Source organism: Paenibacillus sp. Y5S-9 (assembly GCF_036894235.1).
Taxonomy (GTDB): domain Bacteria; phylum Bacillota; class Bacilli; order Paenibacillales; family Paenibacillaceae; genus Paenibacillus.
In genome coordinates, this window is the sequence record NZ_CP145887.1 from 1,146,723 (window position 1) to 1,168,377 (window position 21,655).

The window sequence follows — 21,655 nt, forward strand, 5'->3', positions numbered from 1 at the left end:
TATTTCGCAAAATCGTATTCATAGAAAAGCACTTCTACTAAACCAAAAGTAGAGGTGCTTTTTCCTATGAAATCAAACAACTAATGAAATCTTCCACAGATTGGTCGATAATATAGAAGAAACAATTATATACATAGAGAACTATCCACAACCATCCTACACCCACACGAGGTACATTCATGAAACAAGGCATATATGAACAGCTTATCAACACCATCACCAGACAGGAGATTTCGGCGCTTGACCCGGATGTGTATAACATTGGGACTGAGAAGCTGGATGCAGAGGAAGCACGTAAACTGCTGTCCACGTATTTGGCGGCAGTGACCCGGCGAGCGCTCAAGATTGTGCGGGAACAGACGGAAGATAAGACAGCAGTGTTGGCGCAGATCCGAACGTGTAATGAGATTATTGCTACTCTCAAAGGCACACTGGGGGAAGAAGAGTACAACGAATTGCAACTCGATGAGCAGGGGGAAGTGTTGACCCATGTGTATTCCAAGCTGAACAGCATTCGTGCGGTCCGGGATACCAAAATCATTCGTCCAGATACGCCTATCAGCCAAAGCTCTTTATTCACAGGTGCGAAGTCCGAACCGAGTATGTTATTGGAGTTACAAAAGGAGATCGTGACCGCCGATCGGATCGATTGGCTAGTTTCATTTATCAAATTCAGCGGGCTTCGCCTGCTTCTGGAACAGCTTCAACAATTCACAGCGGGCGGTGGGAAGCTGCGGATCATCACGACCACCTATATGGAAGCAACCGACCTCAAAGCTATTACTGAACTTAGCAAATTACCTAACACGGAAATCCAGATTTCCTATGATACCAAAGTGACTCGGCTGCACGCCAAAACGTACATTTTCCACCGTGATACTGGCTTCACTACAGCTTATGTCGGCTCTTCCAATCTGTCCAACCCGGCGCTGACCAGTGGTATGGAGTGGAATCTCAAGGTGACGGAGAAGGATTCACTCGACGTGCTGCGCAAGATTGAAGCGACCTTTGAGAGCTACTGGAATGACCGTGAATTTACGCGATATGTAGCTGAAGATGAAGGCCATGAGGCACAGCTGAAGGCAGCTCTGAATCGCAAAAAAGATCAGTCCAACCACTTTCACCTCGACATCCAGCCTTACGATTATCAAAAGGAAGTGCTGGAACAGCTGGACGCCGAGCGTACGCTGTATAGACGAAACCGCAACCTGATCGTCGCCGCCACAGGTGTTGGCAAAACGGTCATTTCTGCCTTCGACTACAAGCGGTTTCGTGCAAGCCATGCGGGAGCAAAGCTACTTTTTGTCGCCCATCGGGAAGAAATTTTGAAGCAAAGCCGGGATACGTTCCGGTATATTTTGAAAGATATGAACTTTGGTGAGCTGCATGTCGGGAATTACCGAGCGGAGGCGCTGGACCACCTGTTTGTAAGTATTCAGAGTCTTAACTCCATGAAGCTGACGGAGATCACCAGCCCTGATTATTACGATTACATCATTGTGGATGAATTCCACCATGCCGCTGCGCCTTCGTACCAGAAGCTGTTGTCCCACTACCAACCTAAGATTTTGCTAGGGCTTACTGCCACGCCTGAACGGATGGATGGCAAAGACATTACCGCCTACTTCGATCATACGATTGCCGCCGAGATCCGTCTAACCGATGAGATTGATCGGAAGCTGCTGAGCCCTTTCCAATATTTCGGCTAACCGATACCGTTGATCTGTCTCAACTGCCGTTATTTAGAGTATGTGTCTAAAATCATAGCTTCATATAGGATTCTTAATGTCAGTTTATTAGGTTCCACACTACTTGTGAAATTTGTAGAGTTTCTTATTAAATAATCTCGCAAAGCTAACTTTTCGTTATTAGCGAGCTCCCTTTTATCTAAAATTGTAGTTGCTCCTAACAAAAGAGAGGTTGTTGTTGTGTTATTAGTCCCCATATCTGTTCTAAATTTTTCTTCAGACAATGAGAAATAGTAATCTGCGTCCTGTAGTTTTAAATAACAGGATATATAATATAGTTGATTAGAAAGTTCTCTTTTTTGGTCTTCATTTAAAAGATTAAAAATTTCACTAGCCGCAGTAATGAGCGATTCTTTTTGTTTGAAACCAAAGATACTGGATATTCTCAAAGTGTAATTTAAATTTGAGACATAACTTTCTGCTGATTCTTTATTTACATTACTAAAATCTATTCTATTTAAATACGATTCAATTGATGAAATTTCAGAATCAGTGAATTTCAAACCTATTTCATCAAAACTCTTAATTAAAAAATAAATATTACCCAAGTGATCTGTATCATTATTATTTAAAATATTTCTAAAAACTAGAATAGATTGATCTTTTAGCAGATTTTGAAGTTTTCTTGAATCAAAAGCGAAATTAGAACTTCTGGATAATTTTAATCCGTAATAAACTTCATTTAGATTAATTTCAGGAGAATGATATTTTGTGAAATTACTACTAATAAAACCTTTATAAAAATCTAAGGTTTTTTGGTTGTAAGGAAACTCAGAACTTGCTTTTTTAGAAAGCAAGATGAGTTGAAAGACGTATGGTGGTTGAATAGTGAAATATTGTTCGTTAGTTCCTATACCATAGAAATTTGGATGTTTTTTACAAATTGTTCAAGATTTTCTTTGTTGCTTCTTTTATAATCTGATTCGAAGAAATCATTAATATTATTCAATTCAATTAATACGGCCAAGTCAGACCACTCTGTATCTAACTCATTTGAATTTTCATTCCAATGTTTGAGCCAAGCTTTCCTTTTAACCAATGTTTCTCCATCCAGCAATGTGAGGGATTTTGAATTTACATCGCGTAGTAATATATATAAGACAATTACTTGAGTAATGTTTTCCACGTTTAGTCAATTGTAAGACAATAATAAGTTTAATGGACGTGATATTGCATGCAAAATAATTGTATAAGGTAATCATTATGTTTTTGGAAATTCAAATAAAAGATATTGGGAGGGATACAATGGGAACGTCCCAACAAGATGATACCCTGAGAAAACTCATGAAAAAGGATACAGATGTTCTTGAATCCCTCATACTTGAACTCAGCTCTCCAGTATATAGTCTTATTTTTAGGATTTTAGGGGGGCAGGCTAACAAAGAGGATATTGAAGAGTGTGTAAGTGATGTATTTGTCGATGTATGGAATAAAATTGAAAGTTTTGATTCCTCAAAAGGATCTTTAAAAACATGGATTTTTATACTGGCAAAATATAAGGCATTAGATTATAAAAGAAAATTAAAACAAAAATATAATATTCAAGAACTTAAAGATTATATACCCAGCCAAACCAATACATTGGATGAAGTGCTACGAAAATCCCAGATTGAAAGTGTGCTTGAAATTTTAAATTCTGTAAGTTCGGTAGATAAGAACATATTTTTAATGAAGTATTTTTATTATGAATCTATGGACTCCATTGCTGGAAAATTAAATCTGACGACAAAGGCTGTAGAAAATCGCTTGCGTAGGGTAAGGGAACTGATGAAAAAAAAATAGAGTTTCAAGAATGGAGAGAACATTCATGAAATCTGATGAACAAAAAATCTATGAGCAATTACTTGACGAATTAAGTATTGATGATGCATTAGGTGAGTTTAGCGACGTTCCTGTAAGTGAAGATCTATTTATTAATGATGACACGCTAAATCGAATCCGAGAAAAGACGTTCAGGAAACTGAATTTAAATCAAGAGCATAGTTATGATTCTGCTTGTAATGAAACGAAGAGGCTCAATAAAAAGTGGAAAATTAATAAGTGGAAAATAGGAGTCGCGGTGGCGGTTCTAACGTTGTTTGTTTCTGTAGTATACTCACCACAATTAAGAGCTCAGATTATGGAACTGATTCACTTTGTTCCTGGAATCGGAACTGTAAGCGTGGAAAATGAACAAGGAGATTATTATGTTTTATCGGATCATGTAAATTATGTCGGTGAAGATGTTGAAATTGAACTTAGAGGTATGCTTGTAACCCCGGAAAAATCACAAATTGTTGTATTTGGAACTACACCAAAGACATTCTCTTTTACTATAGAAAATGAGTATGGTGAGAAGTATAATTTTGAAAATATCGCAATGAGTTCAACTCAAGAAAGTTGGAAGGGAACTTTTCAAAATGAAGGAGTCGTTGTAGTTACGAATAAAATGAAGTTAATATATGATGATGATGTAATATTTTTTAATTTAAATAAATCCGTGGGAGTAACATCTTTTGAAGAGCTCGGAGCCACGATGAAGTCTAGCGAAATCAAATTAACAGCTATAAAAGAACAGGACGATTTCAGGAATAGAATAACGCTGGTTCCAAATCATGCCTCTAATATTCATATTGAGTCATATGGGTTGAAAAAAAATCAGTTAATTCAATCTCCTTATTTTACAAATGAGAAAGGAGAAAAAATGAATATAAATATTGAACAGGACCTTTTATCAGGTGGAAACCAGTTCTCTTATAATAAGATTGTGAAAGAATCGGATGTGTATCTTAATGTACCAGAATTATTGGTTAGGAAAACATTAAGTAAACCCGTTGATCTGAAAGTTCAAATACCAAAGGAGAATTCAGCATTGGTTGGAGGCAAGATTGAGATAGATGACGCAATGGTTGAGATAAAAGAGATAGAACGTTTGGATGAGAAAACAATTAAACTTAATGTCAGTGTAGATGGAACATCTTCTGTTAGCGATAAGCTGGTATACTTTTTTCCATCAAACTTCAAATCAGTTAACTACACATTGGATAAAAACAAAGGAACTATGGAGAGTATGATACTCGAAGTAGCAGAAAACAAGAATGAGATAACTTTGGAAATTGATGAAGTTTACTCAATTTTAAAAGGTCCCTGGGTTATGGAACTGAAATAAATGTACTGTTATTAGTTTCGAAGGTGCTTCAGATTATCCTTTTATCGTAAAAGCACTTCTACTGGAGTAACAAGTAGGGGTGCTTTTTGCTGCTCCATCTAAAGAACTAATGAAATTATTTCCATGCTGGACGATAATATAGTTGAGGCCATACTTACCTATTCCAACTATTTAACTCATCATATACATAGAGAACGATCCACAACCATCCTACACCCACACGAGGTATATTCATGAAACAAGGTATATATGAACAGCTTATCAACACCATCACCAGACAGGAGATTTCGGCGCTTGACCCGGATGTGTATAACATTGGGACTGAGAAGCTGGATGCAGAGGAAGCACGTAAACTGCTGTCCACGTATTTGGCGGCAGTGACCCGGCGAGCGCTCAAGATTGTGCGGGAACAGACGGAAGATAAGACAGCAGTGTTGGCGCAGATCCGAACGTGTAATGAGATTATTGCTACTCTCAAAGGCACACTGGGGGAAGAAGAGTACAACGAATTGCAACTCGATGAGCAGGGGGAAGTGTTGACCCATGTGTATTCCAAGCTGAACAGCATTCGTGCGGTCCGGGATACCCGAATCGTTCGTCCAGATACGCCGATCTCCCAAAGTTCTTTATTCACAGGTGCAAAGTCCGAGCCGAGTATGTTATTGGAGTTGCAAAAGGAGATCGTGACTGCCGATCGGATCGACTGGCTGGTGTCATTTATCAAATTTAGCGGGCTTCGCCTGCTCCTGGAACAGCTTCAGCAATTTACAGCATGTGGCGGGAAGCTGCGTATCATCACAACTACATACATGGAAGCAACCGACCTTAAGGCCATCACTGAACTTAGCAAACTGCCCAACACGGAAATCCAGATTTCGTATGATACCAAAGTGACTCGGCTGCACGCCAAAACGTACATTTTCCACCGCGATACTGGCTTCACTACAGCCTATGTCGGCTCCTCTAACCTGTCCAACCCGGCGCTGACCAGTGGTATGGAGTGGAACCTCAAGGTGACAGAGAAAGATTCACTCGATGTGTTGCGCAAGATTGAAGCGACCTTTGAGAGCTACTGGAATGACCGTGAATTTACGCGATATGTAGCTGAGGATGAAGGGCATGAGGCACAGTTGAAGGCGGCTCTGAATCGCAAAAAAGATCAGTCCAACTACTTTCACCTCGACATTCAGCCTTACGATTACCAAAAAGAAGTGCTGGAACAGCTTCACGCCGAGCGTACGCTGTATGGACGAACCCACAACCTGATCGTCGCCGCCACAGGCGTTGGCAAAACGGTCATTTCAGCCTTCGACTACAAACGGTTCCGGGCAAGCCATGTGGGAGCCAAGCTGCTTTTTGTCGCCCATCGGGAAGAAATCTTGAAGCAAAGCCGGGATACGTTCCGGTATATCCTGAAGGATATGAACTTTGGCGAGCTGCATGTCGGGAATCACCGAGCAGAGGCGTTGGACCACTTGTTTGTTAGTATTCAGAGCCTTAACTCCATGAAGCTGACGGAGATCACCAGCCCAGACTATTACGATTACATCATTGTGGATGAATTCCATCATGCGGCTGCTCCTTCGTACCAGAAGCTGTTATCCCATTATGAACCTAAGATTTTGTTAGGACTCACAGCAACCCCGGAGCGGATGGATGGCAAAGACATTACCGCCTACTTCGATCATACGATTGCCGCCGAGATCCGTCTGACTGATGCGATTGATCGGAAGCTGCTGAGTCCTTTTCAATATTTTGGCGTCACCGATTCGGTCGATCTATCTCAGGTGAAGTGGTCGCGTAAAGGCTACGACCTGAACGAACTGGAGAAGCTCTATACCCATAACAAAATCCGTGCCAATCAGATCATCCAAAGTCTGAACAAATACGTAACTGATCTGGACGATGTGAAGGGACTTGGGTTCTGCGTTGGGGTGGATCATGCGCTGTATATGGCAAAAATATTTAACGAAGCCGGCATTCCATCCATGGCCCTACATGGCGGGTCAAGCGAACAGGAACGTCATTCTGCGAAAGGACAACTGGTGAACGGGGAACTTCGCATGATCTTTGTCGTTGATCTGTACAATGAGGGCGTGGATATCCCTGAGGTGAACACCATCCTGTTCCTACGTCCTACTGAAAGTCTGACCGTATTCCTGCAACAGCTTGGCCGTGGACTACGGATGGCGGAGGGCAAAGAGTGCCTGACTGTACTCGACTTCATCGGGCAAGCGCATCAGGAGTACAGGTTCCAAGATAAATTCCGCGCCCTGATCGGCGCTACTAAACATTCCATCTCGTACTACGTCGAGAATGGCTTCTCGAACCTGCCTCGTGGGACGTTCATTCAATTGGAAAAACAAGCGAAAGAATACGTCATGCGCAACCTCAAGCAGATGAGTCGTAATCGCAGAGCGTTGATCCAGAAGCTACAAACGTTCGAGCAAGACACCGGACTGCCGCTGACCTTGGCTCATTTTGTAGAGCATCACAGGATGACACTATATGAATTGTATGGTGGACGTACGGGAAAAAGGTATTTCCGGGGTATGCTGGCCGAAGCCGGACTGACAGAGCCAATCGAGAGTGAGCAAGATGAGTACATCCGCAGACTGCCATCTGTGCTGACGATCAACTCCCGAAGCTGGCTGACGTTCCTGATCGACTTTATTGAAAAAGGCAAAGAACCGACCAACGCTGATGAACAGCGCATGTTGATCATGTTCTATTATACCTTCCACCGGGCTGAGCCTGAGAAACTAGGGTTGAGTAGCATCGAAGAGGGTGTGCAGCGTGTGCTGTATTTTGAAGCATTACAAGCAGAGCTTGTGGATATTTTCAAATATAATCTGGCTCATCTGCGATTTGTGGATAAAAGTAATTCGTTCCCGTACACTTGTCCACTGGATATCCACTGTATGTACTCCATCGACCAAGTGCTTGCCGCCTTTGGCTACTGGAACGCTGAGCAATCACCCGCCTTCCGTGAAGGCGTGAAGTATTTTGCCGATGAACAGACCGATATCTTCTTCATTACATTGAACAAATCGGACAAAGATTTCTCACCATCTACGCTGTATGAGGATTATGCGATCAACGAGCGTTTATTCCACTGGCAGACACAGAGCCGGGTATCAGAGCATACGGCTACCGCGCAGCGGTATATTCATCATCGAGAGACGGGCAACCGAATCGTGCTGTTCGTGCGGGAGTATAAGGAGGAGCATGGCTATACGTCTCCATTTGTTTTCTTGGGCGAAGCGGATTATGTGAGTCATGAGGGGAATAAGCCGATGAGCTTTGTATGGCGACTGCGGGAAGAGATGCCTGCGAAGATGGTGGCGGTGGCTAATAAGTGTATTGTTTGAAAACTAGCGGTATTAGAATATGTATGGAGGCAAGGTCATGTGGGATAGAATTTTGGATGGTCAATTTTTATCTAAATTAGGCGGATTGGGCGGGATTGTTGCTATTCTTAGCTTTATGTGGACTTTTTTTAAGAAAAATCAGGTAATAACTTCGTTAACTTCATCCAAGATCGAAAGGTTAATTTCATCAAAAGAAAAGAGGACTTTGATAAAAATATCCAATTACATCTTTTATGTTATGATAGGCTCTATTTTTTCTGTTTTTCTGACAGTGTTATATTACAATTTTGGTGTTAATGAATATTTTACATTTTGTATTTCAATCATTGGAACAATTTTTTATTTTACTATCTTATATGTTAGCCTTACACAAAAAAGTATTTTCGATAAAAGGTTATCAAGGTCAAAGAATCTTACATTCACATTAATCGTACTTACGTTACAAACATTATGTTTTTTCTCCGTGCTCCCAAGTTTCTTAGCCAGTAATATAGCAGAAGGTAGTTTAGTGTTAACTATGGACAAACCAGAAGTGTTATTAATTAATTTAACACTGAGTTTAATTACGTTGTGTTTCTCAAGTTCCATGTTTGTACTATTAATAATAATGACATTCACACAACTCAGAGAAAAGTTTACTAGGTATGCTTATGAGTGTTTTTATGTTCTAGATCAGGAAGATGAGGAAATAAAATGGTTTATTTATCATCTCCTTGATAAGGATCATTTTTTACTTGGAAATTGTGAGTATATACATGATGCTACAATTTTCCGTACCGAAGAGCGTTCTAAATTACTCTCCGAGAAAATCCATTTACTGAAATTATTGAAAAATAAGGAGGGGGAAATAGAATACTATATATAGAGAAAAACTGATATATAGGTGATGGCAAATGTTCCATTAAAGCAGTGATGCATTAGCTTCTTGTAAATCATGTCACTTAAAAAGTAAAAAATTAAAATGTATTATAGATTTTGCGTATCGAAGAAACCCTATCATTCCAATAATGGAGAGATAGGGTTGTTGTTTTTTACATCAATATTCCTTTTATAACATTTTTGGCGGTTCGTATATGTTCTGAATTAGAGTCTCTTAGTAGTTGTACAATTTCCTTGATTTGCTTCTCATCTTCAGTTACTTCAAACTCTTCCTCTACATACGCAAATAATTGAATTAAGTTCACTTCCAGTGACTCAGCGATCTTAGCCAGATTCACCAAAGAAACATTCTTTTCTCCACGTTCAATCTGTCCTATGTATGAAAAATGAAATCCGCCTTTTTCTCCGAGGGATTCCTGTGAATACCCTCTTTCTTTGCGTAGTGCGCGAATTCTGGCTCCGACCAGCTTCAGAACTTCTCTGTCCTCGTTCATGGTATTCACCTCTCTATGTTCAAAAGTGTAGACAAGTTTCCTCAAGGTAAACACCAAACGAAGAATACAAATAATCTAATTGATTACTATATGTATCATTTTATTGTATAATACTGGTATTAACTCTTTGGAGGGATGACAATGGCAAGAAATTGGTCCATAACCGTAGCACATTGTAATCACCAAGTAGATTTTACCCCACGTTTGCAAGACCATGATATCTCCACACAACCTAGTTCCAAACATACTCCTGCTTACCACATGCTACGTACCACAATAATGGCCTACCACCAACATGCTATGTATCATCTCAAACTTGCCGCTATCATGCGTAATCACAGTCAGTTTAAAGTCTGCCTAATTCTATGTGATTGGGCTCTAGCCTCAATGATTAAGGCGCTTTATATCCATAAGTATCATTCAGTTCATCCACCTAAGGAACTCACCATGAACGAAATCTTACCTTTAGTGCATACGGACACTGAACCTGGATTGGATATCGCTTTGTTCATCGGTACTATGCAACATATGTCATCCCAAACTGATTATCTATATGACCAGCCAATAGAACTGAACAACATCGAAAAGCTTCTTCACCGAACAGAAGAGATATTGGACGAGTTAGCCACTCGATTGAAGGATGATTCATCAGGGTAAGATGTTTTTTAATTGATCATTTGGGTTAAATGTTTGATTTATCTGTGTTACGCTTACAAGATGACATCATCCTAATAAAGGTATTTGATGCAGAGATTACATAGGATGCTCTTTGCTTTGCATCTGGAAAGTAGGTGTACATTTTGAAAAGAGTGATTGCTATCGCGTTTTTTATATTATCTATATTGGAATTGGTTACATTAATCCTAATTGGTAAAAGCATGATGACTGGATACATGGAACCGAGTACGTTTAGAGGGATAATTTCATTCCCACTAGGCGCTACGTACCTCTCGATCTGGATGTTCTTTTCACGGCAAGAGTTTACCGGAGGACGAGTCGCGGCACAGATCAGTTTTACAGCGGCATTGTTAACGGCGTGCCCGTTGGTGTGTTTGTTAATTATTTTCTATTAAATCAAGAGATTAAGAAGATTTCCTTTGAATTAGGACCTATGAAGTACGTTGTTGGAAATATTGTTATGGTGAGAAAGGAAAAATCAGGATTTTAGAAGGATGTATATACATCAAGCTTCTGCTAACATGGTAAAATCCTATTTCAAACGCGGAGAATGATATGAGTACAATTAAAGTGACACCAGAGCAACTGTTGTATGTATCCAGACAGATCGAGCAGGGTAGGCAACAGTTGGAGGGTATACGTAATGACCTGACCGCACGGATCGGATTCATCCAGTCTCAGTGGGCGGGAGCAACACAAGAACGATTTTTCTATGATTTTCAGCAGTCACGTCCAGTGTTGGACCGAGCACTGGAAAGTATGGTGAAGTCCTCTCAGGATCTAATGTCGATTGCCGAGAGATTCGAACAAGCAGATCAGGAACAGGTGAGCTTGGGAGGCGTTGCTGGACAGATTGCTGCCCATACAATGATGAACCATAATACAAGTAACCCAGAAGAGCAACGACGAATGGTATATAATCCTTTGTTTGGAGTTAACATGCCTGCCAGTGAAGCAGAGGATGGGATGCCAGGGCAAAAGGAGTTTGTTAAGTATTGGGAACAGGGTGGTACCTATGAAGAAATGAGAGCTGGACCGAAGCAACCGGAGTCTGGCGGTGGGGATATATATGATGAACAGATTAGTGCATTTAAGGAAGGTCATCATCCCATAACTGGAGAATCCATACCAGCATGGCAAGCAGCAGTTTCTATAGGAGGTTTACAGACTGCTAAGCTCGTATTGGCTTTTACAGGAACGTATAATAGGGGTTATAAGGTTCCGACTGGAGGATTGAAGTTTCCAAAGTCTAAGCTAGATAACTTGAATGGTGTAAACCCTGTGATATTTAACAGAGATACCGTTATTAGTTCTGCTACTGCCCCCAAAAAAGGTGGAGAAACCGTTGTAGGACATGCTTTGCAGAAACATGCAGGGCGAAACCCCGATATATGGGGAAGAGTTAGAGGTGGGCCTGAACAAATTAATCAAGTAGCTCAAAAGCATTTACAGGATATACTTGATGCTCCAGGTGAATTTAAGAAAATTACAAATAATAGAGGTATTACTTTCCTCGAAAAGAATTTACCTGATGGTCGCGGAGCAAGGCTTAACCAAGATGGTTCATTCAAAGGATTTATCGATCAATGATGGAGGTTGTGAATTTGGAAAGTTTAGAAATCATTTTAATTGATTTTAACAAAAATAATCTGGATCAATTCATGAAAAATGATTTGAACATTCAGGTAGATCGGATCAAAAGTTCTCACTTTTATGATAACCGTAGTGAAAACGATATTGAATTTCAGCAAATAGAGAGCCTTGAAGAGATTCTTTCTCCTAAGGGAACGGGGAATATATTATTATCTCAGCTTAACCTAGGTCATACCTATAACGACGTGATGATTGTATTTTCATTCGATGAGGAATCTGGAGATATCGTTATGAATTTTCCTGAAGAGGAGTTGTTCAGCGGAGAAAATTCAGAGACAACGTTAAATGCTCAGAAGTTAATAGAGTATATTCTTGATATTAAGAAGAAGTATGCAATTGAAAAAGTTAGAATCGGTTATGAACCAGCTATGGATGATGACACTTGCTTGGTCGAGATTGATAAAGAAATGATGGATACGAATGTGATTGTCTCAAAACTGTTGGCTTAGAATCCTTATGAACCAGAGTTTGATGCAGAAAAATTAGACATTACAAATTACCGAACGCCCATTTCAACTCGAATACGAGTAGTCATGGGCTATTTTTAACTCCTCATTCCAATCCAACCACTTTACAAAATCAACCCATCGCTCTCCATGGCAAATGGTATAATGGCAAAAAGGGAGATTCTGGCGCAAAGCTGGAAAACCTCCAAAGCAGAAAGGATGTTATACCACATGCCTACATACAACAAATTGGTGCGGGACAAGATTCCGCATATTATCACATCCAGTGGCAAGGAATGCCGCACACGTATTCTGGACCCGGAGGAGTATAAGCAAGAGTTAAGAACGAAGCTGCAAGAAGAATCGGATGAGTACGTAAATGCAGCGAGTGATCAGGAAGCTTTGGAAGAACTAGCCGACATGCTGGAGGTCATCCGGGCACTGGCGGAGGTGCACGGTGTGAATGCAGCTCAGCTGGATAAGCTTCGGGCAGACAAAGCCGAGGAGCGCGGTGGATTCCAGGAACGGGTGTATCTGATCGATGTCGACGAAGCTTAACGTTAAACTCATTACAGATAACTTGGCAGACGAACTCATTTCCCGGATGCAGCATGCGTCCGGGATTTATATTATGACGTCCTTTATTATGCAGTCTGGTGTGAAGCTGCTTGCCCCGCATTTGAAACGGGCAGCAGAACGTGGAGCTGAGGTGCGAATGCTCGCGGGAGACTATCTGTATATCACGCAGCCGGAGGGACTTCGGGCGCTCTGTGAGGTCGATCCACGAATTGAAGCGAGGCTGTGGCGAAGTATGGGGACTTCTTTTCACCCGAAAGCGTATCTGTTCGATCATGACAACGGGGAAGGACTGCTGATCGTTGGTTCGTCGAACTTTTCGTTCACGGCGCTGAAGACAGGGTATGAATGGAATCTGGCGATGAATGCGGAGGCGGAGCCATATACGTTTCAGTCAGCTTTGGACAAGTTCATGCAGAGCTTCTACCACGAGACAACCTTGCCAGTGAACTTGGATTCGATTGCGCTGTATGAGGAAGAGTATCTCAAATATCACCAGAAGAACCCGGAGATGATCCAGCGGATCACGGAGATGGAAGAAGCGGAGTTTGGCACAGGTCTACCTGAGGACAAAGAGGAAGAAACCGCCACCGAGCTGTCGCTTGCCCCGATCCAGCCGCGTTTTGCGCAGTTGGATGCGCTTGAAGCACTCCATGGCACGATGGAGGAACAGTACGATAAGGCGATGGTCATCATGGCGACCGGGCTTGGCAAAACGTATCTGGCGGGCTTCTTCGCGCAGCGGTTCAAGCGGGTGTTGTTTGTGGCGCATCGGGAAGAGATTTTGTTCCAGGCAAAGAAGTCTTTTCAACGGATCATGCCGGAGCGCAGTCATGGGATCTACAACGGGCAGTATAAGGATGGAACCGCGGATTGTGTGTACGCTTCGATCTTTACGCTGAGTATGCAGAAGCACCGGGATGTGTTTGCCGTCAATGCATTTGATCTGATCGTGGTGGATGAGTTCCATCATGCGGCGGCGAAGACGTACATGTTGGTGATTGAGCATTTTCAACCAAGGTTTCTGTTGGGCATTACGGCAACTCCGGATCGACTGGATGGCAAGGATGTGTATGCGCTCTGTGATGGGAATGTGGCTTACCAGATGCATTTTATTGAAGCGATCCGGCGAGGTTGGCTGGCGCCATTTCAATATTACGGAGTATTCGACGATACGGATTATTCGCAGATTCGTTGGATCGGCACGAAGTATGATGAAGAACAGCTCATGGCTGTTCAGTTGCAAGAGGAGCATGTGGAGACGATCTATGCGGCCTGGCTGCGGCACAAGCAGACGAGAACGATTGGATTTTGCTCATCGATCCGGCAGGCCGACTATTTGGCTGCGTATTTTCGCAGTCAGGGAGTGAAGGTGCTCAGTCTGCATTCGCGCACATCGGAGATGTCGCGGGAGGAAGCCATTCGCCAGCTTGATGTGGGTGAACTGGAGGTTGTGTTGACGGTGGATCTGTTCAATGAAGGAACGGATATACCGCGTGTAGACACGCTTCTCTTTGTGCGTCCAACGGAGTCACTTACGGTGTTCACCCAGCAGGTAGGTCGCGGTCTGCGGCTGGCTGAAGGCAAATCTCATTGTGTCATCATCGACCTGATCGGGAACTACCGAAATGCGGATGTGAAACTGAGTCTGCTGGATGTGCGTGGGGAGCTGGAAGGAACTGCGAAAGATCGGGATTCGGCTGTGCCGGAAGTTCCGGCTAACTGTGGCATTCATCTGGAGACGAAGGTGGTGAACCTGCTTCAGGAGCTAAGCCGCAAACGTCTGCCCCGTCGTGAGAAGTTGCATCAGGATTTTCTGGATGTGAAACGAGAGCTGGGGCGCATCCCTACGTATCTGGGGCTGCATCTCATGGGGCGTTCGAAGAGTATCGGGTATCGGAGCGAATTCGGTTCCTATGTTGGGTTTCTGTATTGGGCAGAACTACTGACCCCATATGAGGGAGAGATGTACGTCCGGCATGAGGCTTGGCTGCGTGATGTGGAGAAGACAGTTATGAACAAAAGCTACAAAATGATCGTGCTGCTATACATGTTGGAGCGAGGCGAAGCGCACTGGATGGACCCGATCTCGCCTGGGGAGATGACGAGATTTTTCCATATGTACCTGACGGAGAAGGAATACCGGAAACGGAAAGACTTTTCAGACAAGGATAAGCAAGCGCTCTGCGAATGGAACGAGAAAACGGCATCACGGATTGTGAAACTGATTATCGACATGCCGATGTCTATGTGGAGTGGGGCGAAGGGCAGCATGACACGATTCGAGGAAGGCGTGTTCTCGCTGAATGTAAAAGTGCAGGATAGGGAGGAACAGGCAGTGTTATATCGCTGGACACGGGAAATATGTCTGTATCGGCTGCATACGTATTTTGAGCGAGGAAGTTATTGATAAGTAGCGAGAAGAAGTTCTTACACAGTCAGTCAAATTGAAATTTTACTTGGCAAATATAAATTTACCAAGAAGAAAAAGCAAAAAGCGTACCAGTGGATTATCGGTACGCTTTTTGCTTACTTGAAATTAGCTTTTTTTAGTTTCACTTATATTATTCGAATAGGGGAACTGTCTAATAATTGTAGAGAGACCGAACAACAAATATATCAATATAAAAAGATTAGATATTATTAATTTTAAAAGAGGGTTTTATTATAATTTATTGAATAATATATAATATATGGAAGTGGAATCGTCATAAGGAGGTGAACTATTTAGACCTATTTTTTATTAAAAAGTAGATTGTGCCAGAAACTAGTCCAGCTAAGATAAGAAGGCTAACAACGAGAATAAGAATATTATTCCACACAATGTGCATTGTCGAAACCCCTTTCATAATAATTTTTAGGAGGTATTTAAAGTGAAGAAGATCAGTATGTTATTGACATTATTCTTGGTTTCAATATCCATTTCCGTTCTTTTTACTAATTCAGCCCACGCAAGTACAGGTGAGGAAGATACAGCCTTAAAAATACAAAATATACTAGATAAGTATGAAGTGAACGAACCATTTTCTGACGAAGATACACAATATTTAAAAGAAAACTCAGCTTTAAACAATAATATAACATATATTCAAAATAAAGGGGACGTATCAGTCTTTTCGGTATCAAAGAAATTTTTCACAGGTAACAATAAAACATTAGCTTTAACTGGTTATGTAGAATACGATAACGGATTCGGTAAAAATAGTTGGAATTTCTATATGGACGCATGGGACACAGCTGGCATAAAAAGAAACATCCGAGCAGAAGTTAAAATTGATTGTGTAGGTATTGTAAATTTTGAAACTGGAGCAATAGGTAAGATCTATAACAATACAGTAAGCCAGACATCGTCTGGCAAAGTGGATTTCCTTACCTTAAATAAGTCTGATTCATTCACAGGCCTACCTATGTTTGTTTATTATTATCCAAAGGCTACATTTGACGGAGTTGATCTAGTTGGTGAATTCAGATAAAAACATTTCTAGAAATTAATATTCATCAACAAACCCATGGCTAAGGTGCTCTAGCCATGGGTTTGTTAGATACATCATCTACATAATGGGGCGTTTAATTGATATTACCATTGTTCCGTGTTTTTTCTGTGCGTTCTTTCGGAGGTCATCTAACATCTTTCACAGTTGATATGACCCCACTCTCCACATAGACCATAATCGCTTGATACAAAAACCTCACAAAATCCCCATCGCCAAACTGATCAAAATAACCGCATAGCGACGATCCGTCGTATAGGTCTCCGCGATACATCTCAGAATCTCAGCATCACAGACCATAAACTGCTCCAGACAACTCTTCCATTTACGCACTAACGCTTGTACCTCACGAGAATCAGGGGACCGATCCTGATGTTTCGCCAATTCCCGAAATACCTGCTCCATGTTGACCGAGAAATGCTGGTAGGCTTTTTCTTGTTCTTCCACAGACAGTTGGTTCACATTAGCTTCGAATTCCTGATATTTCTCGGTATCTCCGTAGATGAACTTCGCCTCGGATTCATATTGTTCTTGGATGGGCAGAATGGAAGAGTCGTCAAACAGATGAAGATGAACAATATCTTTTCCATCCACATACTCGTCCAACTGGTCGATGATGGTTTCAAGCTTTTGTTTTCGTTGAACGAGTGTACTGCGGTGCTCTCTCAGGATTTCTTTCTGTTCGTCTTTGGAGAGTTGCATCATGGCTGCAATGTCTTTTAAGGAGAAATTCATTTCTTTGAACAACAGAATCATTTGCAGATTCCCCAGTGCCTCTTGATCGTAATACCGATAGCCATTGTCCTCGACTTTGCTCGGTTTTAATAGATCAGTTTTATCGTAATAATGTAATGCGCGTTTGGTGATGCCTGTAATCTGAATGATATCTTTAACGGTGAAATAGGGTGTCTTCATTCCAAAAGTCCTTTGTTTCAGCAAGGATAACACTTGCCGGAGTGATAGTTGCTTCGGTAATCGGTGTACCTGTTTTGTTCAGATAATATTGAATTAGGTGATAACCGCAGACATAGCCAGCCGCATAGGGCATACCTACGGGCGTAAAGTTTTGCATGATGGCAAGTTCATCGCCGTATAGATACGGATTAATATGGTCAAAACCGGTGACATGCAGCTGGTCTTTCATTTTCGGCTTGATAACGTTATTCAAATTCTCCATATCCGTTTTGGCTACCCAGGGTCCTAGCAGTTCTTCTCCAAACAGGGATGTCGCAAAACTCTCGGCCAGCCCCTCGCTAACAACCATCTCGCCAAGCGTAATCTGTGGATTCCACTGGATATATTGATATCTCACATTATGATTGCATTCATGGGCTAACACGGATTGCATACGAGGTAGAGTATACCCATTGGGGATAAGGTTCGCAATAATATAACCCGGGATTCCACCATCTCCGCTGATGCCTTCGTTCATGGCGAGTGAAGGACTATTCTTGTCGCCTAATAAAATCGTGTATAGATATTCGGAGACCGATAGCTCAATTCCATGATTTGTAAAGGTCGATAGACTCCTACGAACAGCTTCATGACACTGTTGCCAAAATGCTTCCGACGAGATCGCTGCTAACGATTCGTTAATTTCAGGTGTAATATCTGCTGGAGCGATATTCATAAAGTTATTCATCATGATTACATCGAAGCCATTAGGTTCGCTTGATCGAAACGGGATCTGTTGAATGTTCCATTTGTTCATGAATGGACTCATCATTCGCTCGCGGTATAACTCCAATTTCTCATCGGGTGCAGCCTGGATGATCTTTTCATAGATTTGATCTGAACGTAACGCGGTAATTTTCATCCTTAATCTCTCCTTCATGTAAGCTTGAGATCATTATCAAGTATGACCTAACGTTACAGTCAAGCGTTGATGTTACGCTGCTGGCTCTCTGAATGATTCTTCATCTTCAGTGCGAACATCAGAGCAGACAGGATATAGATCAGGCTTAACAAGAGATAAGGGAGTTGCAGCGAGAATACGCGATCAAATGTCGTCTCACTAACCCGCACCAATAATCCGCCGAGAAGTGTACCAATGGCACTGATGCCAAAGGATAGAAAGCGAAACACACTTCCAACCCTGCCAAGCATTTCATTAGGAACGGAACGTTGCAGGATGGAGGAACGGGTAACATTGTAGACAATAATGAAAAATGCAGCACAGAAGTACAGACTGCCTACCATATACGCATTTGTAGTTAAACCCACCACACCGTAGATGATTCCCATGCACAAAATGGAGGTAATAATCAATTGTTTTGTACTCCATTTCTTGCGCATATAAGCAACAGCCTGACTTCCTACAATGCTGCCGATGGTTGCAATGGAGATGAGAATACCGAATGCAAAAGCATCCAACTGAAGCACATCTCTTACAAAAAAGATCTGAGTAGCCAGAATGATCGAATACATCAGCGTAATGGTGACAGATAGAATGGCTAGTCCGCGGAGAAAACGATCATGATAGACATATTGAATACCGGACCACATCTCGCGTTTCCAATTCTTCATCGGTCGAACTTCCTTCTTGGTTGTTTCCGTATCCCCTGGATAGAAGTTTCCCTTCAAACTGATCAAAAAGAGTAGAGCAATAACAGCTGTTACGGCGTCTATGGCAAAAGGAAAAACAATATGCAGGGTTATGATGAACCCTCCCAGGGCAACGCCCAGAATATCACTTGTGATTAACTGTCCGGCGGTGAACTGCCCATTTGCTTTCTCCAACTTACTCTCATCTACCAGTTGTGGGATCACCGTCTGTACTGTACTGTCGAATACAACTCGGCTCAGGCCAATCCCAAACATGAACAGTGCCAGAATCGGAATACTCACCCATCCTCCCCAGATGCATAACGTCAGGACAAGCAGAAGGATCATTCGAGTAAAGCCTGCCCCAATCAACATATGTTTGCGTGAGTAACGGTCGATGAGGACACCTACTGGCAGACTGAATAGTAGCCAGGGTAAACGAAGTGCCGTCATGGTGATGGAGGCATACAGCGTATCGCTCGTAAGTGTTGATATGAGCCATGGAACCGCAGCAAGTGTAAGTCCATCACCCAAGAAAGTAAGCGAAAATGCACCGAATAACTTGGTATAATTCGACTTGATTTTCATCGTTCCCTCCAACAATAAGATGTTAAGCATACCAACTTTGAGGTTGGAAAATAATGTGTTTTCACTTAAACCAAATTTAAGTTATTCTAAAATGGTTTTCAATCCTATTTTTACAACAAATAACTTCACAAAACGCTTACAAACTTTCAATTCTACCCTACCTTTTCCGCTACGAAGCTGAGATAATGGGAGAGGAATAAGGCATGAAACAGACGCGACAACCATGTTCACCAATAGTCTAAAAATAAAAGCTGCATATCCATAGGAGGATTATTAATGACGACACAACCATTGAATCTGATCCAATCCACGGAGGGCCAAGCGTTGCTTGCCCAAATGTATGGACAATCACAAGTAGAGGAGCAGACCACACGTTACACGAAGCTGAACGCAACATTCGAAGAGTACTTTGGCGCACAAGAAGGAAGCAAGTTGTTCAGCGCGTCAGGACGCAGCGAGATTGGCGGTAATCACACGGATCATAACCATGGTAAAGTGCTCGCAGGCAGCATTACGCTGGATACGATTGCAGTGGCAGCACCAACTTCGGAGTCGGTTATTACGTTTTACTCAGAAGGTTATGACAAGAAATATGTAATCGATCTCACGGACCTCACGCCAAATACGGAAGACGATGGCACAACAGCATTGATTCGCGGTATGGCTGCGGGATTTGGAGAATTTGGATATAAGGTTGGCGGCTTCCAGGCGTATCTCTCAAGTAATGTGTTCTCGGCATCTGGGGTGAGTTCCTCGGCGTCATTTGAGATGCTGATCTGTACGATTTTGAATCATTTCTATAATGACGGTGCACTGGATGTTGTGACAATGGCGAAAATCGGTCAGTATGCGGAGAACCACTATTGGAACAAACCTTCCGGTCTGCTGGATCAGATGGCTTGTGCGTACGGCGGACTGATTTCTATTGATTTCGAAAATCCTGCACAGCCTGTCATTGAACCTGTTCAGTGGGATTTCCAACAGAACGGCTACTCATTGGTCATTGTGAATACGGGCGGTAACCACGCCGATCTGACGGAAGATTACGCTGCTGTGCCATATGAGATGAGAGCGGTTGCTCAGGCGCTCGGCAGTGAGTATGTTCGGGAAATTACAGCTGACGCAATCTATGCTAACCTCAAGAAGGTTCGTGAAGTTGCTGGGGATCGTGGAGTGCTGCGTGCACTTCATTTCCTGGAGGAAAATAATCGTGTCGATGGTCAGGTTCAGGCGTTGCGTGATGGACGGTTTGCTGATTTCTTGAAACTGATTACGGCGTCCGGTAACTCGTCATGGAAGTGGCTGCAGAATGTATATCAGAGTGGTGCTGTGAAAGAACAGGAGATTGGCATCGCGCTGGCACTGACCGAGAATTATCTGCAAAACCTGGGTGATGGCGCTTGTCGTATTCATGGTGGTGGATTCGCAGGGGTTATTCTGACGATCCTTCCGAACGAAAAAGTAGAAGAGTATATGTCATGGATGCACGACATGCTGGAAACGCCGATTATTGTTGTTAATGTGCGTGCACAGGGTGCAGTATGTCTGAATGCATTGATTGCCTAATGCTGGCTAAACAGTACTCAGATAAATAGTTATTATTCAAGGAAGTCCGGGCGATGCCCGGGCTTTTTGGGTTATTCCATTTTTGAAAAGTTTCAAACTTTGAAGGGTGTAATGTGTTATTTAAGTAGTGGTTGTATCTCAATAATGTGCTCATGGGAGGAAGGATCAGATGATTACACCTACAGTGGCTGGGCAGGAAGAGGCTCAATTATACGAGGAGTTACGGCGTGCGATCGAAGAATTCGAAGAGAGCGAGGAGCGGAAAATCGTTCTCAATCGGATGATCAAACAGCTCAGATTCGCCAAGTGGCGCAAAGATCGGATGAGCAAGGTCGATGCATACTGTCAAAAGATCAAGCCCGCGACACTTTGGATTATCTTAACCACAGGTGCTCTTGTGCCCGTCTTGTTATTTACGATGTTCATCTGGGTATCTCTATGGGTAGAGTAGCAGACAACTAGAGAGATAAGGA

General features: G+C 42.3%; 17 protein-coding genes and 1 pseudogene. 13 read left to right on the forward strand and 5 right to left on the reverse strand.

Going from position 1 to position 21,655, the window contains the following annotated elements:
• Positions 1-179: 179 nt before the first annotated feature.
• Positions 180-1,735, forward strand: a pseudogene (locus tag V6669_RS05020) (DEAD/DEAH box helicase family protein); the annotation flags it as partial.
• Between the two features lie 3 nt (positions 1,736-1,738).
• On the opposite strand, the gene V6669_RS05025 reads toward V6669_RS05020, so the two are convergent.
• Positions 1,739-2,545, reverse strand: a complete 807-nt coding sequence (locus tag V6669_RS05025; RefSeq protein WP_338591310.1) for a hypothetical protein — start codon at positions 2,543-2,545, stop codon at positions 1,739-1,741.
• Between the two features lie 448 nt (positions 2,546-2,993).
• Here V6669_RS05025 and V6669_RS05030 point away from each other — a divergent pair, with 448 nt between their 5' ends.
• From V6669_RS05030 to V6669_RS05045, 4 genes are all read left to right on the forward strand, one after another.
• On the forward strand, positions 2,994-3,530 hold the full coding sequence (locus V6669_RS05030; protein WP_338591312.1) for a sigma-70 family RNA polymerase sigma factor: 537 nt from the start codon (positions 2,994-2,996) through the stop codon (positions 3,528-3,530).
• A 25-nt stretch (positions 3,531-3,555) separates the two neighbouring features.
• On the forward strand, positions 3,556-4,896 hold the full coding sequence (locus V6669_RS05035; protein ID WP_338591314.1) for a hypothetical protein: 1,341 nt from the start codon (positions 3,556-3,558) through the stop codon (positions 4,894-4,896).
• A gap of 233 nt (positions 4,897-5,129) precedes the next feature.
• Positions 5,130-8,267, forward strand: a complete 3,138-nt coding sequence (locus V6669_RS05040; protein ID WP_338591317.1) for a DUF3427 domain-containing protein — start codon at positions 5,130-5,132, stop codon at positions 8,265-8,267.
• Positions 8,268-8,304: 37 nt separating this feature from the next.
• Complete coding sequence (locus tag V6669_RS05045; RefSeq protein ID WP_338591319.1) at positions 8,305-9,132, forward strand: hypothetical protein; 828 nt, start codon at positions 8,305-8,307, stop codon at positions 9,130-9,132.
• Between the two features lie 166 nt (positions 9,133-9,298).
• Here V6669_RS05045 and V6669_RS05050 read toward each other — a convergent pair whose 3' ends face one another.
• Complete coding sequence (locus V6669_RS05050; protein WP_315794627.1) at positions 9,299-9,640, reverse strand: helix-turn-helix transcriptional regulator; 342 nt, start codon at positions 9,638-9,640, stop codon at positions 9,299-9,301.
• Positions 9,641-9,781: 141 nt separating this feature from the next.
• Between V6669_RS05050 and V6669_RS05055 the strand changes: the two genes are divergently transcribed.
• From V6669_RS05055 to V6669_RS05080, 6 genes are all read left to right on the forward strand, one after another.
• Positions 9,782-10,297 (forward strand): HEPN domain-containing protein, encoded by a 516-nt coding sequence (locus V6669_RS05055; RefSeq protein ID WP_338591326.1) that lies wholly within the window; start codon positions 9,782-9,784, stop codon positions 10,295-10,297.
• A 576-nt stretch (positions 10,298-10,873) separates the two neighbouring features.
• Positions 10,874-11,908, forward strand: a complete 1,035-nt coding sequence (locus V6669_RS05060) for a WXG100 family type VII secretion target (RefSeq protein WP_338591328.1) — start codon at positions 10,874-10,876, stop codon at positions 11,906-11,908.
• Between the two features lie 8 nt (positions 11,909-11,916).
• Positions 11,917-12,420, forward strand: coding sequence for a hypothetical protein (locus V6669_RS05065; RefSeq protein ID WP_338594844.1), 504 nt, complete (start codon positions 11,917-11,919; stop codon positions 12,418-12,420).
• A gap of 228 nt (positions 12,421-12,648) precedes the next feature.
• On the forward strand, positions 12,649-12,975 hold the full coding sequence (locus V6669_RS05070) for a nucleoside triphosphate pyrophosphohydrolase (protein WP_338591330.1): 327 nt from the start codon (positions 12,649-12,651) through the stop codon (positions 12,973-12,975).
• Entirely contained in the window at positions 12,959-15,403 is a 2,445-nt protein-coding gene (locus tag V6669_RS05075) for a DEAD/DEAH box helicase family protein (protein WP_338591332.1), read from the forward strand. Before V6669_RS05070 ends, V6669_RS05075 begins: the two co-directional genes overlap by 17 nt.
• 463 nt (positions 15,404-15,866) lie before the next feature.
• Positions 15,867-16,466: a hypothetical protein gene (locus V6669_RS05080; protein WP_221818900.1), complete on the forward strand. Its 600-nt coding sequence runs from the start codon at positions 15,867-15,869 to the stop codon at positions 16,464-16,466.
• Between the two features lie 216 nt (positions 16,467-16,682).
• On the opposite strand, the gene V6669_RS05085 is transcribed toward V6669_RS05080, so the two are convergent.
• From V6669_RS05085 to V6669_RS05095, 3 genes are read right to left on the reverse strand one after another with little or no spacing between them, the layout of a single operon-like run.
• Complete coding sequence (locus V6669_RS05085) at positions 16,683-17,399, reverse strand: MerR family transcriptional regulator (protein WP_338591338.1); 717 nt, start codon at positions 17,397-17,399, stop codon at positions 16,683-16,685.
• Positions 17,374-18,300 carry a DUF2268 domain-containing protein gene (locus tag V6669_RS05090; protein WP_338591340.1) on the reverse strand — a complete coding sequence of 309 codons (927 nt, stop codon included), beginning with the start codon at positions 18,298-18,300 and terminating at the stop codon, positions 17,374-17,376. Before V6669_RS05090 ends, V6669_RS05085 begins: the two co-directional genes overlap by 26 nt.
• Before the next feature lie 59 nt (positions 18,301-18,359).
• Positions 18,360-19,616: an MFS transporter gene (locus V6669_RS05095; protein ID WP_338591342.1), complete on the reverse strand. Its 1,257-nt coding sequence runs from the start codon at positions 19,614-19,616 to the stop codon at positions 18,360-18,362.
• Between the two features lie 276 nt (positions 19,617-19,892).
• Here V6669_RS05095 and V6669_RS05100 point away from each other — a divergent pair, with 276 nt between their 5' ends.
• Complete coding sequence (locus tag V6669_RS05100) at positions 19,893-21,182, forward strand: galactokinase family protein (RefSeq protein WP_338591344.1); 1,290 nt, start codon at positions 19,893-19,895, stop codon at positions 21,180-21,182.
• 169 nt (positions 21,183-21,351) lie between these two features.
• The gene (locus V6669_RS05105; protein ID WP_338591346.1) at positions 21,352-21,633 is read left to right on the forward strand and encodes a hypothetical protein; all 282 of its coding nucleotides are present in this window, start codon (positions 21,352-21,354) and stop codon (positions 21,631-21,633) included.
• The last annotated feature ends 22 nt before the right edge of the window (positions 21,634-21,655 follow it).